Here is a 15,675-nt window from a genome sequence, read left to right on the forward strand (position 1 = left end):
GAGGCAGCTACCTTCACCTGGTCTCCGGCGATCACCCACGGTCGCGCAGGAGTTCCTTCAGGCTGAGCCACCCGCGACGGGATGAGTCGGTCACGCCCCACGAACCCTCGCCCGCCCCCATGCCCAAGCCACCGAACCGGGTCCACACCAGGCACCCCCAAGCAGGAAGAGACGCATGCCCCAACTTGCGCTGTACACATTCGGCGTCCTGAAGTCACCTCTCGCCGATCCCACACCTCTCACACGCGAACTCCACGACAGCGGCAAGGCCATCTACGGGAAAATCAGCAAGCACCCCGGATACCTCGCTCGTGCTGAAGCGGCAGACCGCGGCCGGGGCACACATTTCGACTTGGACTGGGGTGCATGGGGCGAGTTCGCCGTACCGACCTGGTACGGCAAGGGCCGCACTGTGGAAACCGCCGCCCTGGACGCGACCCTCTCACTGTGGACCGACCTGAGCCCCGCCTTCGACGCCATCTACACCGGTCTGCACCGTGAGGCGCTGAACAGGCGTTACGACTGGTTCGAGAGGACAGGACACCCGAGTTACGTGTGCTGGTGGGTCTCCGACGGTGTGATACCCACCTGGCAGGACGGGGTTTCCAGGCTGGAACACCTCCACAACCACGGCTCCGCGCAGCACGCCTTCACCTTCCACCACTCGTTCGCCCCGGACGGAACCCCGAGCAGCATCAAAGGCATCAGGCCGAAGAGCGGCCAGGCTCGCTGACAAGGAAGCCTGAACGACTGGGTTCGCTGTCAAACGCCGCGATTGAATGACGGCGAACAGATGCGTCTGCGCTACGGCGGATCCGCCAGTATCTGGGGCTTCGCCCTCTACCTCGCGAGCACCGATGAGTATTAAGACGCCATCCTGCCCACCAGCGGCTTCGCCGGCACCCCCGAAGACGCCCTCGACTGTGCCTGCGGCATCTACCTCACCGACCCCAGCATCTGACCCCGCACCACACACAACACAGGCTCCACAGCCAACCCTCGAAGGATTTACGGAGCCGACTACTAAGCCTCGACAGGGTTTTGGTGCTCAGCCTTCCGAAGGCGGAGTGGCTCGGAACTTCCCAGGCTGACGAGCGACGGCCGGACCCCACCCGGGGGTCCGGCCGTCGCCGTTCGTGGGTGCGTCACGGGCCGGTGAAGATGTCGTGCCCGCCGATGCACCGCCAGACGATGTGCTGCGCGCCCCGTATCCGCTCCGTCCCGTACGGCCAGGTCGCACGCCCGTCCCCGGATCAGGTGAGCTCGTCGGTGACGGCCGCTTGGCTGAGTGCCACACCCTCGCCGACCTCCGGTCAGGAGGTCTTCTGCAGCAGCCAAGCGTTCGGCGTGAAGGAGGAGTTGACGAAGACCACGCAGCCGCCACTGTAGTAGGTCTGGACCTTGGTCCAGCCCTTCGGCGGGAGCGCGCTGGCGCAGGCATTGACCTGGGTGCCGACGGGGAGGCCGTCCAGTTGCTTGATCATCTTGATGTTCGAGCCGCCCATCACGCGGCACGAGGCGCTGGTGCCCCAGTTCACGTCGACCCAGCCGTCCGGGGTCATCGAGTCGGCGCACACCGTGCGGGTCTCGCCCGGCGAGGCCTGGGCCGGGCTCGCCGTGACGGAGGCGACGAGCGTCGCGCCGAGAAGTGCCAGACCCGCGGTGCGGAGTCGTCTCATGGGGTGTCTCCCAAGCGTGAAGAGTGCACTGATGCTGATGGATGATCAGTGTTGGTCACGGCATTCAATGGCCTGTGTGAAGGGCTTGAGGAGAGCATTTTCGGCCACCTCCACCCTGTGGTGGTCCATGCGGTCGTTGGCCAGGATGGTCAGGACCGTGGTGAACTCCTGGTGCAGGTCCGGATGCAGTTCCTCGCCGGCGTCGATGATGCCTTCGCGGCCGTCCGCCGGCGGCGCCGCCGCCGTCTCGCGTACGGCGTCGGCCAGCATGTTGAAGTGCTGTTCCGGCAGCCGGGCCCGCAGCGTCTCGAGGCAGAGGGCGAGGCTGGCGTGCGGTTCGCGCTACGGCTCGCTGTGATCCTCGTTCATCGCACCCGACGGAATCGGCACCATCCGCTCCTACTGGACCGAGGTCCCGCTGCTCGCCACCGGCACATGGAACGCGCCCGGCAAGGGGCGGCGCCCAGCCCGGCATCCTCAGCACCGTCGGCCACCTCGGCGCCGCCGCTGAACTGAGAGCCCTCGGCACGTGGCAACTGCTGCTTCGTAGGACTGAGCGGTCTTGTCGTAGCGGGCGGCGATGCCGCGCCACTGTTTAAGGCGGTTGAAGCAGCTTTCCACCACGTGTGCTGCTTGTAGACCTCGCGGTCGAAGGTCGGCGGCCGGCCGCCGCAGCTGTCGCACCTGAGCCGGTGCGAGCCTGGTCAGCCCGCTCGGGAATGGCGTGGGTGATCCCCGTTGGCGGTGCCGGTCGCGGATCGCCTTCGAGCCGCGTGCCCGGCTCTGGCCGGGTCCGGGGCCGGGTTCGGCCCTGGCCGGGGCGGTGGGAGGAGCCTGGTCAGTTGGGGGCTGGGGTGGTGAGCATCTCGGATGCGGTCGGCGAAGTGGAGGACGCAGCCGAGGACCATGGCTCCGTCGGGCTCGGGGATGCAGCTGACGAGGAAGGCGCGCAGGCGCTGGAGGTCGGCGGTGACGGTGGCCTCGCACAGGGTCCGCAGGTGTTGGCGGTAGAGACCTTCCGGACGTAGGCAAACCGGGTGGCGCTTTTGCTGCACCTGCGCCCACGAAAGGAACAGTTGCGCGAAGGCCTGGTCGGCGTGGCCCTCTCCAGGGAGCGCGCCAACGTGGTGCAGAGGCAGCTCGCGAAGGACCTGGGCTCGTCGCCGTATCCGCTATGGGATCCGCGGATACGGCGAGCAGTACCCGATCTCCGACAACGGAACGGAGGACGGGCGCAGGAAGAACCGCCGGGTGGAGGTCAGTTTCTCGAGGAGGTAGGGGGCGGGCCCTTCCCGTGGGGGTGGTCGGGAGGGCAGGCTCTGTGGGTGGACAACGACACGAGAACCGATGCGCCGGTCCCTGAACCGGCACCTGAACCTGCCTCCGACGGCAAGGCGAGCGAGGGTACGTGGGGCGTGCCCCTGGTCCTCCTCATACCGGTGCCGCTGATCAGGTACCTGAGCGACCTCTCCACGCCGTGGCTGGTCACGGCGTGGATTCTGCTGGCGCTCGTCGCCGTGCTGACGGTCGCGGGGTGGGTGAGTGTGGTCCGCCATGGCCGGCGGGGCGCCAAGGGGTGGGGTACGTGCCTGCTGCTGCACGTCGGCCTCGCGCTTCAGGTGACTGCTCTCGTCTGAGGGCGGGGCCTGGTGGTTCCGGTCAGTGCGGCAGGCCCAGGCGGCGGGCGTGGAGTTCGGCTCGGGTCGCTTCCAGGAGGCGTCCCATCCAGTTGCGGCCCTCACCCTCGTGACCCCAGAAGGCGATTTCGGAGAGGGCGAAGGAGTTCGCCCGGTAGAGGATGCGGGCCGGTCCCGTGCCGGTCAGGACGTCGGCGAGTGCGGGGTGCTGGTCGTACTTGGCCCGTAGGAGCGCGGCCATCACCGCGGTCCGGGCCTCCGGGGCCGGATCGACGGCCAGCCACGCCTCGTGAACGTTCCGGTAGGTGACGTCGCCGATGCGGACCGGGGCCGGGTACTCGTTGCGGAGCACCGCCGACGGGCTCGCGTCCTCGGGCCAGTCTTCCGGCACGTGCCACTCGTGGAGCACGACGGTCTCGTCCGCAGGCTCCGGCTCCGGCTCCTGGTCCTGCCGGGTGAGCCACTCCAGCGGATCGCCCCACTCCTCGTCGAAGTAGTCCAGCGACTCCTGGTACTCCTCCGGGGTCACGTCTCCGCCCGGGCCCACGGCCAGGTCGTACAGAGGGCCGTCCCCCACAGAGTGATCCGCGAGCGCCGCGTGCCGCTCGTGCTCGGGGATCTCCTCGTACGCGGCGCGCAGGACGGCCCGCCGCTCCTCGGTGGGGTCTGCGCGGAACTCGTGCAGGGCGCGCCAGGCCCGGGCGGTGGAGTCGGGCCGACCGTTCAGGTCGTCGATGTCGTCGCGGATCTCGGCGTACAGCGACTCCGGCGTGAGGTGGCCGTTGACCTTGCCGAACTCCCACTCGACCGTCTCGTGGACCGCCGCCCGCGCCCCCTCCTCGAACCGGGTCGCAATCCTGCCCCGGCGCAGGTCGGCGGCGAACTCCTCGAGCGTGAGCAGCCCCCAGCAGTCGATCAGTCCGTCGGCGTAGATCCCGAGCTGTACGAGGTAGTGGTGGTCGCCGTTGCGCACGAACGCGGGCCGGGACAGCCCCGGTATCCGCTCGCCGTCGACGATCCGGAAGGTCGGCTGCTTGCTCACGCGGGGAGTCTAGGCCGGGCACGGGGAATCCCCGAAGCGCGTGTGCGCTCCGGGACCCACTCCGCTAGTGCTCGATTCCTCTTCCGCTGGGTAGATGTCCTGGTGGCGGGGAGGTTATGGGCGCCTGGGGCGGGTGTTGGGGGATGGTGTTGCTGGCAAGGTCTGGCCGTGACGAGATCGAGCAGGCACTGATCCACAGGCTGGCACAGGCTCGGAAGCACCGCGGGATGCTGTGATGCGGGCCCGGATGGTCGGACTGAGCTGGTGCGGACTGCGGGTGCCGGCGATGGTCGCCGAGGTGGGCTGCAGTCAGAAGACGGTGCGGTGCTGGCTGCACCGGTTCAACCGCTCGGGTTTGGAAGGGCTCGAGGACCTGGGCGGGCAGGGCCGCCAGCGGCGGATCACTGAGGAAGAACGGTCCCGCATCGTCGCGCTGGTCAGGTTGGTGCCGCCGGGCAGGCTGTCGTGGCAGCCCTGCGGAGAGCTGGAAGCCGAGGATGAGGCCGGTCCGCCGGAGTGGACGCCGGACTGCCTGGCCGCAGTGGCCCGCCGGGCGGGCGTCGTGGCGGGCCGCAGTCAGGTTCGCTGGACCCTGCTGGCCGAAGGCGTGCGATGGCGCCGCACCCGCTCCTGGACCCGCTCCTGGACCCGCTCGAAGGATCCGGACTTCGCCCCAAAAGGACGCGGATCATCGGTCTCTGCACCAACCCGCCGGACGGCGTGACCGTGCTGTGCGCCGACGAACTGGGACCGGTGATCCCGCGTACCTTCCCGCCGGCGCCGGGCCGGTCGCCGGACGGGCACCGCATCAAGTCCGAGGTCGACTACGGCCGCGGGCCTGACAAAACCTGGGTCTACGGGGCCCTGCGCGTGCGTGACGGGCGTACGGTCACCATGACGTCGGTCCGCTGGTGAGGGGCGGGGAGATTCCGACAGGGGGCACCCCTCACCGCCGTCCCGCGGCCTCCCACTCCTGGTGCCCGGTGTGGACGCGGTGCCACAGCTCTGCCCGCGCGGGGGCGTCGATGTCGGTCAGGTCCAGCCGGAACACGTCGGTCAGTACGTCGTACCAGTCGTCGGCCGAGTCGATGGTCCGCTCGTCCGTGCCCCCGGCGTCGATCCGTTGCAGCACACAGCCCCGCAGCATGTCCACGCCCTTGGCGTCGCGGAGAAAGGCGGTGAAGACCCGGACGAAGGGGGACTCGGGGGAGGTGGACAGCCAGGTGTGGTCCGTGGCGAAGGAGGACAGCTCCACGGGGTCCGGGGCGAAGTCCATCGCCGTGAACGCGCCGCGGGGGTCATGGGTGAGCCGCCAGCCGCCGGGCTCCGCCACCGACGAGGTCAGAGCGCAGGTGAACGGCCCCTGGGTGTAGCTGCCTTCGCGCAGCGGCAGCGGCTCGTGCATCGCGTCGGCGAGCCCGGTGTCGACCAGCCACCGCTCGCCGTCGAGCCGTACGGTGAGCGCGAGGTGGTTGCCGGTCGCGCCCGCGGGGTCCTCGGGGGTGGACTGCACGCCGGCCCGGTGCAGGGTGACGTCATAGCCCAGGGCCGTCAGCAGCGCGCTGAAGGCCCCGTTGAGGTGGAAGCAGTAGCCGCCGCGCCCGCGCATGATCCGGGCCACGGATTCCGCGGCGTCGATGCTGGTCGGTCTCCCCAGGTGGATGTCGAGGTTCTCGTAGGCGACCCGTTCCACCTGCGCCCGGTGCAGTGCCCGCAGCGCCTCGGCGGTCGGGGCCGCCGGCTGGGCCACCCCTAATACGGCCAGATATCCGTCGACGTTGATCATGCTGCCCCCTCGCTGTCCGAACGGATGATCAGCATAGTCACCGGTATCGCCGCCCGGCAGCGTCAGAAATCTCCTCATTCCTCGACGAGTTGGTCCGGGCCTCGCCCCGGCCGCGACGCTCGCGATCAGTACGCCTGGCGTCCGGCGGCGGCCGCCCGCACCGCGGCCTCGGCCAGCCGGTGGTTCTCGGGGCCCGCGCCGTACCCCGACGGGAAGCCGAAGCGGCGGCGTGTGTACGCGTAGGCCACGCCGCTGTCGGGGTCTGCGAAGCCGAGCGAGCCGGTCGCGCCGCTGTGGCCGAAGGCGTCCGGGCCGAGGAAGGGGTAGCGGCCGCTCAGTTCCTCGAAGCCCAGCCCGAAGACGTCGTTGTTGCCGGTGACCAGGTCGGTCCCGCGGTAGTGGACGTGGGCGAACTCGGTGACGGTCTCCGGCTTCAGCAGCGGAGCCCGGCCGTCCACCTCGCTGATCGCCGCGGCGTACATGCCCGCCACGCCCCGCGCGGTGCCGATCCCGCCGGACGATGTGGGGCCGAGTGCCCGGACGGCACGGGTGTTGGCGAGGGCCACCAGGTCGGTCGGCGGGGTCGCGTTCTGGTTGAAGGCGATGCTCCTGACGCTGCCCGGGGCCGCCGCCCTGGCGGCGAGCCGCCTGGCCTCCTCCGGCGTGGGCAGCATCGGCAGCACGTCGGCATAGCGCGCTTCGAGGGCCTCGGGCAGGCCCAGGTGGAAGTCGAGCCCGTACGGCGCCCGGATCCGCTCCTCGTGGATCTCCTGGATCGAGCGGCCGGTGACCCGCCGCACGACCTCGCCCGTCAGGGCGCCGATCACGAACCCGTGGTAGCCATAGGCCGTTCCCGGCTCCCAGAACGGCAGCTGCCCGGCGAGCCGCGCGGCCATCAGCCGGTCGTCGGCCAACTCCCCGGTGGTGAACCCGCCGTCGACGCCGACGACTCCGGAACGGTGCGCGAGCAGCTCGCGCAGGGTGAGCCGGTCCTTGCCCTCCGCCGCGAACTCCGGCCAGTACGCTGCCACTTCGCGGTTCAGGTCGAGGACGCCGTCCTGCACCAGGAGCGCGACCACGAGGTGGGCGGCACCCTTGGTGATGGAGTAGAGGCCGGTCAGCGTGTCCGCCGCCGTGCCGGGGCCGCCCCACAGGTCGACCACCCGGCGGCCGTCCACATGGACCACGAGCTGCGCCTCGGGCGCGTCCCGTGCCTCCTCGAGCACCGCGGCGAATGCCTCCCGTACGGCCTCGAACCCCTCCGCCACAGTCCCGTGCACCTGGTCGTCGTCGTGCGCCATGCTCTGTTCCCCCGTTGTCGATCACATGCTGTTCGAAGATCACAACCATCCTGTGCGGGCGGTCGTTCCCCAGGGGGGGCGGGTGTCCGGCGAAGACCGACCGCCCAGGTCGGCGCGGGATCCTGACGTCGCGGCGCGACGGGCGAGACGCACGTCACAGGCGGTCATGTCACAACGCGCCGAGCTGTCTCGTCAAAGTTGTGTAACCGTCGGACAACGGCATGGAGCGCATCATGGAAGCACGTCTCAACGCCTTCACCAACCCGGTCCTGGGCAAGGTCTTCAAGCACGTCATCGCCGCGGGCAAGGTGCTCGAGGACTCGACCCTGCCGGCCTCGACGCAGGAGCTGGTGAAGCTCCGCGCCAGCCAGATCAACGGCTGCGGCTTCTGCACCGACATGCACTTCAAGGACGCCGTACACGCCGGGGAGTCCGCCGAGCGCCTCAACCTGGTCGCGGTCTGGCGCGAGGCCACGGTCTTCACCGAGGCAGAGCGCGCCGCGCTGGAGCTGGCGGAGGAGGCCACCCGCATCGCCGACGCGGCTGGCGGCGTCCCGGACGAGGTGTGGGCGAACGCCGCCAAGCACTACGACGAGGAGCAGCTCGGCGCCCTGGTGGGCGTCATCACCCTCATCAACGCCTTCAACCGCGCGAACGTGATGCTCCGGATGCCCGCCGGCGACTACCAGCCCGGTCAGTTCGGATGACCGTGCGCGCCGTGCGCCTGACGTGAACGGGTCCACCCCGGACCCGTTCGTCCGCCCGGCGGGAAGAGGGCGTGGCCGGTGCCGCGACGATCACGGCGAGCCGATCAGCGGTCCGTCGCCGCACGGTCGCGACCACCACACGCCCTCGCCGCGCGTCAGGCCCGGGAGCCCCTGTTCGACGGCGCGGACCCGGCGGGCCGGCACCAGGCCCCTGAGGAGCCACGACTCCGTGCCGCCCGCCGTTTCGCCGATGTCCGCGCCCAGTTCGGCGAGACACCCGGTGACCGCCGCGAGCGCGTCCGGGGGAATGTCCGCCTCGAAGCGGTGGCAGGGCTCGAACACCCGTGTGCCGGCGCGCTCCAGGGCCCTGCCCAGCACCACCGGTGTCAGCCCGCGGAAGTCGCCGGCCGTGCTGACCGGGCCCGCGAAGCCCGAGCGGACGAGGGTGACCGTGCAGTCGGTGACCGCCCAGCCGTGCGGGCCCCGTCGCAGCGCGGCGTGCACGCTCTCCTCGACGGCGCAGTGGAAGGCGTGGGGGAGGGCACCCAGCTCGGTCTCGTACCGGAAGGCGACACCGGTGTCCCGCTCCGCCGGCTCGACGCGCAGCCCGACGGTGGCCCAGAAGCCGCTGGGGGACGGGGCGCGCCGCCCCATCTCCTCGTACGCCTCGCCGGTGCCGACGGGGCGTTCGACGCATGCGGTGCGGCTGGGTTCGAAGACGGCCTCGATACCGAACTCCTCCGTGAGAGCGGCCGCGATGATTTCCTTCTGGATCTCGCCGTACAGCAGCACCGACGTGGCGCCGTCGGGCTCGGCACTCGCGTGGATCAGCGGATCCTGCTCGGCGAGGCTCCGCAGGGCCGCGCGCAGGCGCGCCGCCGCCCCGGGCGCCGCGTCGCGCGGCCGGACGACGGTCCGCAGCGTGGGCGCGGGGAAGCGTGGGCGGCGCGGACCGCCGGCCCGCCCGTCGGGCTCTCCCAGCAGGTCGCCCACCCGGACCTCGGTCAGGCCGGTGAGCTTCCCGATGTTCCCCGCCGTCAGACGGCTCGTGCCGTCGCCGTCGCCGGCGCGGCCGACCACGTCGAGCGAGGTGATCCGGCCGGTGTACGCGTCGTGCGTGCCGTCCGGTCCGCGGCGGTGGAGCGTGACCCGCCGGCGCGCGGTCAGCGCCCCGGTGGACAGCCGCAGGTAAGCGGTCTTCCGGCCGGACGGATCGCGGTCGACCGCGAAGACCGTGCCCGTCGGCGCGGCCGCCTCCGCCGGTGCCGTGTCGGCGGTGTCGGCGCGCGGGGGCCGGAGCAGGCCTGTGATCCCCTCGACGAGAGCGCCGACGCCCTGCCCGCTCAGCGCGGAACCGAAGTACACGGGGTGCACCAGCCCCCGTGCCGTGCGGTCGCGGAGCGCGGCCCTCAGCTCCTCACGGGAGGGCGGCGGACCGTCCACGATCCGGGCGAGCAGCACGTCGTCCGTCTCGGCGAGCGCCTCGCCCGTGCGCGTACGGAAGTCCGGGTCGTCGAACGACTCGGGCAGTGCGCGAGCGGCGCGCGTACCGAGGTCGCGCACCGCCGTCATGGGGAGGACATGCGGCGTCAGCTTCCGCCGGATGTCCGTCAGCAGACCGTCCCGCCGGGCACCCGGCCGGTCGATCTTGTTGACGAAGACGAGCACCGGCAACCCCATGTCGCGCAGGGTCCGCATCAGGACGCGGGTGTGTGCCTGGACACCCTCGACGGCCGAGAGCACCAGGACCGCGCCGTCGAGCACCTCGAGGGCCCGCTCGACCTCGGCCACGAAATCGGCGTGCCCGGGGGTGTCGATGAGATTGACCTGCGTCGTGCCGACGGCGAAGGAGACGACCGCGGAGCGGACGGTGGTGCCGCGCCGTCGCTCGACGGACCCGGTGTCCGTCCGCGTGCTCCCGCCGTCGACGCTGCCGAGCCGGTCGATCGTGCCGGTGTCGAACAGCAGGCGCTCGGTCAGGCTGGTCTTACCCGCGTCCACGTGCGCGACGATGCCGATGTTCAGGGTGTGCTGGATCTGCATGGGTGACGAAGTCCTCGAAATCCACTGTCCGGTAAGGGCGTTGGGGTGTTTCGAGGAATCGGCGCATCGCATGCTCCCATCGGTGATCGAGTGCCCTTCAGCTTGCGCACCGGCCACCCCCGCGGACAACCGGTTTTCCGCGCGCCCGCCGGGTTCCCGCGCCCGAAGACGCCTCGTACCTTGGGCGACGGGGCGGGAGGAACCCGCGATGGGGGCATGGGACAAGAGACGCGGACGGCGCCGTCGGCTGCCGCTCGCCGGCCTGCGCCTCCTGCTGCTCGCGGCCGCCGGGGTACGAGGCGGGGCCGAGCGGCCCCGCCGGGCACCGAAGGCCGGGAACGGCATGCGACGGGGATGCCCTTCCCGGCCCCTCTCCGGTTGCGCGCCCGAGGGTCCGGGGTTCTCCGTGTGTCAGTGGTCGCTGCCATGATGCCCTGGCAACAGCGACAGCACGGGAGCAGAGCATGGTGGACCGGACCCTACGGCCGATAGTCGAGGCGATCGCCGCGAGCGCGCCGAGCGGTTGGACGCACGCGGTGCTGCACAGCCGGGCAGGGCGGGGCGGCACCTCGGCGACCGGCGGCTACTCCCCGCGAAAGGACCGCTGGAACAGCGGCTTGCCCAATCCGTACAGGGAACTCATGGCACTGGCCGAGGCACTGCGCGAAGACCGCGGCTGGGAGCCCGTCAGCCTCGAGATCCAGTGCCGGCCGTCCGGCGAGTACCGGCTCGTCGCCTTCAACGACGCCATCAGCCGGGTGACCGGGACGGGCAGCGGCTTCCAAGCGGTCCTCGACCCCGACCACCGGCTGCCCCAGCCCGGCCTGCTGCAGGAGCCCGGCACCGCGGCGCCGGCCGGTGACCCCGAGCTGGCCAGGACCCGCTTCCGCGCCTTCCTCGAGCGGCGCGCCGCGATCCTCGGACACCCCGAGGAACTGCCCCCGCCCGCCACCGCCGCCGCGATCGACGAAGCCGAACGCCGCCTCGGCCGCCGGCTGCCCCCCGACCTGCGGGCGCTCTACACGATCGCCGACGGTGACGGTGTCGACCACGAGCACCGCTATCTGTTCCAGGGCAACGCCTGGCTGTCGCTGGAGAGCCTCGTCGCCGAGCACGCCGAGAGCGCGGGCGAACGGCCCTGGTACGGCTGGGACCTCGAATGGGACGCCGTCGTCCTCGACGCCACCCCCGCCGATACCGTCCGCCGCTGCGGAGGCCACGCCGGCTGGCTGCGCTTCGCCACCAGCGAGGACGGCAACTACCTGGCCGTCGACACGGCCCCGGCCCGCGACGGCCGTCCCGGGCAGATCATCCGTACCGGCCGCGACTACGACGACGGCCCCGGCCATGTCGCCGACTCGGTCACCTCACTCCTGGGCCACTACCTGGAACTGCTGGACCAGGGCGCGTACGAGAAGCGCGGCGACCACATCGCCCTGCTCGAACCCGCCTGCGACCACGCCCCCCGGGAGATCATCAGCGAGATCCCCGATGAGGTCCCGGCCACCCTCCAGGCGATCCACATCAACGACGCCCCCGGCCACGTCGACCTCGCCCCGCTCACCGCGGCCCCCCGCCTTCGCCGACTGCACCTCAACCGCTCCGCCACCACCGACCTGACGCCGGTACGCGACCTGCCCGTCGAATCCCTGCGCGTCACCCTCGGCACCGGCGATCTGACCCCGCTCGCCGGCCACCCCCACCTCGCCTCCCTCGATCTGACCACCACCGTCCCGGCCGACCTCACCCCGTTGCGCACCGTCCCCCACCTGCGCGGTCTCGACCTCTCCCGGGCCGCCGTCCTCGATCCGGCCGTTCTGGCCGACCTGACGGACCTCCGCTACCTCTCCCTGACCGGACGCCAGTGGACCGCCCTGCTCGACAAGGGCGGAGTGCCCCCCGCCCTCACCGCCGCCTGCCTGGCCGACGCGGACGCCACCCTCGACGACGCCCTCGCCTGGGCGGCCCGCCTCGGCCTCGACACGGAGAACGCCCTCCGGGTCACCGGCACCCTCCGGACCTCCGACGGGTGAAAGGCACTGCCCTGCCGGGGTCCTCCGGCCGACCGGAGGTCAGGGTGCCGGCACCCCGCCGGGTGTGAAGGCGGCCGAACCGTCGAAGACGAAGAGGTCGCCGCCGGGTGCGACGTGCGCGGCCGGGAACGCCTTGCGGAAGGCGGCACCGGCCGGTTCGGCGAGCTTCAGGTTCATCGCCCGGGCCCGGGCCGCCTGATGGTCGACGGTCACGTGCGACGGGCTGATGCCATAGGTCAGGAAGGTGACGGACGAGCGCGCGCCGCCGTCGACCGCGATGTCCGCGGTCGTGGTGCGGCTGGGTACACGGATGCGCAGCCCGGTCACGTCGAGCCGGTGTCCGCCGGCCGACAGCCGCATACCGCCCTTCAGCGGAATCTCGCCGCTCATCAGGTCCATGGAGAGGTTGCCCTTGCCCGGAAGGGCCACACAGCCCTCCTTCTCCGCCGCGCCCTGGGTGCCTGTCAGGGCGAGTCCCGTGTTCTTGGCGAGGCAGAACGTGCCCGATCCGGTCACGGGGAGTGCCGGGCCCACCAGCGCCACGCCGAGGGCGCTCAGTGCGGTCGCTGAGAGGAGGGAGAGGGTCAGCAGCCTTTTTCGCTTCTTCAGCGTCGTGAGAATCGCCATGGGCTGTCCAACGACGCCAGCGCCGTCGCGTCGCCCTCCGGTGTCGCCGATCACCCGCAATGGTGACGGGCGTCGTCGGACCAACTATCAGGACGCTCAAGGCGTTTCGAAGACGAGGACGGCGTTCTGCCCTCCGAAGCCGAACGCGTTGGACAGCGCGGAGGTGGCCCTGACGGGCCGGGGGGCCGCCGTCACCACGTCGAGGTCGCAGTCAGGGTCCGGCTCGTCGTGGTTGGCGGTGGGGGGTACCAGCCCGTGCCGCAGGGAGAGGACCGTGCAGGCCGCCTCGATCGCGCCCGCCCCGCCGAGTGCGTGGCCGACGATGCTCTTGACGGCCGTCACCGGGGGCGGCGTACCGAAGACACGACGCAACGCCCGGGCCTCCGCGAGGTCATTGAGGACGGTACCCGTGCCGTGCGCGTTCACGTGACCGATGTCGCGGGGGACCAGTCCCGCGTCCGCGAGGGCGGCGCGTATCGCCGCCTCCGCGCCCCGCCCCTGCGGGTGGGGCGCGGTGATGTGGTGGGCGTCGGACGAGGCGCCGTAGCCCGTCAGACGGGCGTGGAGGGTGGCGCCGCGCGCGGTGGCGTGCTCGGGGCGTTCCAGGATCAGCATGCCGGCGCCCTCGCCGAGGACGAAGCCGTCCCGGCCGGCGGCGAACGGCCGGCACGCGCCCGCTGGATCGTCGGTGCGCCGGGAGAGCGCGCCCATCTGGGCGAAGCAGGTGGCGACGATGGGCACCGCCGGGGCCTCGCTGCCCCCGGCGACGACGACGTCGCACGTTCCCGACCGGACGAGGTCGCGTGCGACGCCGATCGCCGTGGCGCCGGCGGCGCAGGCCGTGCTGACGGCGAAGCCGGGCCCTTGCGCGCCGAACCGGATGGCGATCTCGGCCGCCGCCATGTTGGGCACCGTGCGGGGCAGGAGGAAGGGCGAGACGTCCTCGGGCCGCCCGGCCGCGAGGCTGGCGAAGTGCGGGGCCCAGCTCTCGGTGCTGCCCGTGCTCACCCCGATCACCACGCCCACCCGGGACGGATCCCACTCGGCGGGGGAGAGGGCGGCGTCGGCGAGCGCCTCCCGCGCCGCGACCAGCGCCATCTGGGTGAACCTGTCGGTCCGCAGGACCACCCGGTGACCGAGCGCTTCGACGGCCCCGAACTCGCCCACCGGGCAGCAGATGTCCACCAGCGCCCCGCTCAGCCGCTCGTCGGCGACGGCGGTGGGCACACCGGAGCACAGCCCCCGCCACGTGGCGGCCGTGCCGGTGCCGCACGGCGTGACCAGGCCCAGGCCCGTGACCGCGACGTCCCGTTCCCGGCCTCTCACGCCACGGGCCCGGGACCGGCCGCCGGGGCGGCGGCCCGGCGGGCCGCGTCCAGCCGGTCGGCTGCCTCCCGAAGCGTGCTGCCGGCCCGCACGTCCTCCAGCGCCAGGCCGTGCGCCTTGCGTACGAGTACGGCCATCTCGCCGAGGTCGAGGGAGTCCATGCCGAGGTCGGTGAACGTGGTGTCCTCGGTCAGTTCCGCGGCGGGCACGGCGAAGCGGTCGCGGAGGAAGCCGGTGAGCAGGGTATAGGCGTCGGTCACGAACTCAGAGCCTTCCGGAGGTAGTCGCGGGTGACGGGCGGGGGAGGTGCCGGCAGGGGCGCGACGGTGTCCAGGCGGGTGCGGTCGAAGCGCACGGCCGAGGCCGCGTAGCGGTGGAAGCCGGCCGTCAGCTCGGCGAACCGGGCGTCGAGGGGCCGGGGGTCCGCCGTCAGCCGCACCGACAGGTCCGGGCAGACGTCGCCCATCGCCTCCAGCACGTCGGTGACGGGCGTGTCGACAGGGTGGACGACGTGGTACGTGTCGCAGGCGTGCCCGGGCGGGGCGGCCGCGACGGCGGCCATGGCCCGCGCGGCGTAAGCGGCCGGCAGCAGGTTCGTGGTCGCCGCCGGCGAACCCGCCAGGCCCACCGGGGCGGGCGGGCCCGCCTCCTCCGCCAGGAGCCGCAGGCCGCGGCCGAGCACCGACAGCGGGTGGCGTGGGGTGCGCGGCGGCCGTCGGCGGTCCGAGACGAGCACGCTGGGCCGGAACACGGTGACCGGCCGGCCGTGCTCCCGGGCCCAGGAGCGAACCAGCCGTTCGGCCGCGAACTTCGACTCCTCGTACGGGTTGAGGAAGCCGGCGTCGTCGTCGAGGTCGTCCTCGCGGACGAGGCCCTGCCGGGCACCGCACACGTAGGCGGTGCTCACGTGCAGCAGCCGGGCCCGTGGCGCGGCACCGGCCAGTTCCAGGACGCGCCGGGTGCCCTCCACGTTGACGTGGCGCAGCAGCGACGGGTCGGCGGTCATGGTGGTCAGGGCGGCGCAGTGCCAGATCTGCCGGGCCGCTCCGGCGAGTTCACGGTGCTCGTGCCCGGACAGGCCGAGGGCCGGAGCGGACAGGTCCGCCCGCAGGAACCGGACGCGGGAGGGCAGGTCGTCGAGCAGGGCCCGTCCATCGCCGGCGGCGGCCACGGCACGCAGCAGTCGGCGCAGCGCGGACGGCGGCTCGTCGCGGACCAGGGCTGTGACCGGCTCGCCGGTGGCGAGCAGATGGGGGAGGAGGTGGGAGCCGAGGAAGCCGGTGGCCCCGGTGATGACGATCAACGGCACCTCTTCCCGTGGCACTTCTTCGTGTGGCACTTCTTCGCGGCACACCGGACGGCCGGCGCACACCGGACGGACGGCGCCCGGCGGGCCCGGCCCGGCGGACAACAGTGCGGCAAACGGTAGTACGCGGGACGGCCGGCGGGGCGGGGCCGGGGAGACGGTCACCCGGGGGAGTGACGGGGGTTTGC

At 72.1% G+C, this 15,675-nt stretch carries 17 protein-coding genes and 2 pseudogenes; 8 read left to right on the forward strand and 11 right to left on the reverse strand.

Translation table 11 applies throughout. The features are described 5' to 3' along the window. The first annotated feature begins 175 nt into the window (after positions 1–175). The gene (locus tag IE295_RS16150) at positions 176–733 is read left to right on the forward strand and encodes a DUF3291 domain-containing protein (protein WP_190064298.1); all 558 of its coding nucleotides are present in this window, start codon (positions 176–178) and stop codon (positions 731–733) included. A 580-nt stretch (positions 734–1,313) separates the two neighbouring features. Here IE295_RS16150 and IE295_RS16155 read toward each other — a convergent pair. From IE295_RS16155 to IE295_RS34435, 3 genes and pseudogenes are all read right to left on the reverse strand, one after another. After that, positions 1,314–1,679: a hypothetical protein gene (locus IE295_RS16155; RefSeq protein WP_190064299.1), complete on the reverse strand. Its 366-nt coding sequence runs from the start codon at positions 1,677–1,679 to the stop codon at positions 1,314–1,316. A 45-nt stretch (positions 1,680–1,724) separates the two neighbouring features. Next, complete coding sequence (locus IE295_RS16160; protein ID WP_190064300.1) at positions 1,725–1,949, reverse strand: hypothetical protein; 225 nt, start codon at positions 1,947–1,949, stop codon at positions 1,725–1,727. Between the two features lie 264 nt (positions 1,950–2,213). Then, positions 2,214–2,415: pseudogene (locus tag IE295_RS34435) on the reverse strand (IS5/IS1182 family transposase); the annotation flags it as partial. Between the two features lie 121 nt (positions 2,416–2,536). On the opposite strand from IE295_RS34435, the gene IE295_RS33555 reads away from it, so the two are divergent. The 3 genes and pseudogenes from IE295_RS33555 to IE295_RS16165 all read left to right on the forward strand — a co-directional run bounded on the left by IE295_RS33555 (position 2,537) and on the right by IE295_RS16165 (position 3,316). Further along, positions 2,537–2,707, forward strand: a complete 171-nt coding sequence (locus IE295_RS33555) for a hypothetical protein (protein ID WP_224323410.1) — start codon at positions 2,537–2,539, stop codon at positions 2,705–2,707. A gap of 66 nt (positions 2,708–2,773) precedes the next feature. Beyond that, positions 2,774–2,957: pseudogene (locus IE295_RS33560) on the forward strand (OmpA family protein); the annotation flags it as partial. A 47-nt stretch (positions 2,958–3,004) separates the two neighbouring features. Further along, a complete protein-coding gene (locus IE295_RS16165; RefSeq protein WP_190064301.1) occupies positions 3,005–3,316 on the forward strand; it encodes a hypothetical protein in 312 nt (103 codons plus the stop codon). Between the two features lie 22 nt (positions 3,317–3,338). On the opposite strand, the gene IE295_RS16170 is transcribed toward IE295_RS16165, so the two are convergent. After that, positions 3,339–4,358 (reverse strand): NADAR family protein, encoded by a 1,020-nt coding sequence (locus IE295_RS16170; RefSeq protein ID WP_190064302.1) that lies wholly within the window; start codon positions 4,356–4,358, stop codon positions 3,339–3,341. Between the two features lie 286 nt (positions 4,359–4,644). On the opposite strand from IE295_RS16170, the gene IE295_RS16175 reads away from it, so the two are divergent. Both IE295_RS16175 and IE295_RS16180 read left to right on the forward strand, forming a co-directional pair. Beyond that, positions 4,645–5,082: a helix-turn-helix domain-containing protein gene (locus IE295_RS16175; RefSeq protein WP_229922972.1), complete on the forward strand. Its 438-nt coding sequence runs from the start codon at positions 4,645–4,647 to the stop codon at positions 5,080–5,082. Beyond that, positions 5,079–5,273 (forward strand): hypothetical protein, encoded by a 195-nt coding sequence (locus IE295_RS16180; protein ID WP_224323408.1) that lies wholly within the window; start codon positions 5,079–5,081, stop codon positions 5,271–5,273. Before IE295_RS16175 ends, IE295_RS16180 begins: the two co-directional genes overlap by 4 nt. 31 nt (positions 5,274–5,304) lie before the next feature. Here IE295_RS16180 and IE295_RS16185 read toward each other — a convergent pair whose 3' ends face one another. Then, entirely contained in the window at positions 5,305–6,144 is an 840-nt protein-coding gene (locus tag IE295_RS16185; protein WP_190064303.1) for an arylamine N-acetyltransferase family protein, read from the reverse strand. Positions 6,145–6,269: 125 nt separating this feature from the next. Then, the gene (locus tag IE295_RS16190) at positions 6,270–7,445 is read right to left on the reverse strand and encodes a serine hydrolase domain-containing protein (RefSeq protein WP_190064304.1); all 1,176 of its coding nucleotides are present in this window, start codon (positions 7,443–7,445) and stop codon (positions 6,270–6,272) included. A 233-nt stretch (positions 7,446–7,678) separates the two neighbouring features. Between IE295_RS16190 and IE295_RS16195 the strand changes: the two genes are divergently transcribed. Beyond that, a complete protein-coding gene (locus IE295_RS16195; protein ID WP_190064305.1) occupies positions 7,679–8,152 on the forward strand; it encodes a carboxymuconolactone decarboxylase family protein in 474 nt (157 codons plus the stop codon). A 90-nt stretch (positions 8,153–8,242) separates the two neighbouring features. On the opposite strand, the gene otr(A) is transcribed toward IE295_RS16195, so the two are convergent. Further along, the gene (gene otr(A), locus IE295_RS16200; protein WP_190064306.1) at positions 8,243–10,195 is read right to left on the reverse strand and encodes a tetracycline resistance ribosomal protection protein Otr(A); all 1,953 of its coding nucleotides are present in this window, start codon (positions 10,193–10,195) and stop codon (positions 8,243–8,245) included. Positions 10,196–10,659: 464 nt separating this feature from the next. Between otr(A) and IE295_RS16205 the strand changes: the two genes are divergently transcribed. Further along, on the forward strand, positions 10,660–12,228 hold the full coding sequence (locus IE295_RS16205; protein ID WP_190064307.1) for an SMI1/KNR4 family protein: 1,569 nt from the start codon (positions 10,660–10,662) through the stop codon (positions 12,226–12,228). Positions 12,229–12,267: 39 nt separating this feature from the next. On the opposite strand, the gene IE295_RS16210 is transcribed toward IE295_RS16205, so the two are convergent. The 4 genes from IE295_RS16210 to IE295_RS16225 form a co-directional block, all read right to left on the reverse strand. Next, on the reverse strand, positions 12,268–12,855 hold the full coding sequence (locus tag IE295_RS16210; protein ID WP_190064308.1) for a hypothetical protein: 588 nt from the start codon (positions 12,853–12,855) through the stop codon (positions 12,268–12,270). A 96-nt stretch (positions 12,856–12,951) separates the two neighbouring features. Next, on the reverse strand, positions 12,952–14,181 hold the full coding sequence (locus IE295_RS16215; RefSeq protein WP_190064309.1) for a beta-ketoacyl-[acyl-carrier-protein] synthase family protein: 1,230 nt from the start codon (positions 14,179–14,181) through the stop codon (positions 12,952–12,954). After that, a complete protein-coding gene (locus tag IE295_RS16220; RefSeq protein ID WP_190064310.1) occupies positions 14,178–14,441 on the reverse strand; it encodes an acyl carrier protein in 264 nt (87 codons plus the stop codon). Before IE295_RS16220 ends, IE295_RS16215 begins: the two co-directional genes overlap by 4 nt. Beyond that, complete coding sequence (locus tag IE295_RS16225) at positions 14,438–15,490, reverse strand: SDR family oxidoreductase (protein WP_229922973.1); 1,053 nt, start codon at positions 15,488–15,490, stop codon at positions 14,438–14,440. The genes IE295_RS16220 and IE295_RS16225 overlap by 4 nt, the downstream gene beginning before the upstream one ends. Positions 15,491–15,675 lie beyond the last annotated feature (185 nt).

Origin of the sequence: Streptomyces griseocarneus (assembly GCF_014655595.1) — a bacterium.
GTDB lineage: Bacteria > Actinomycetota > Actinomycetes > Streptomycetales > Streptomycetaceae > Streptomyces > Streptomyces griseocarneus.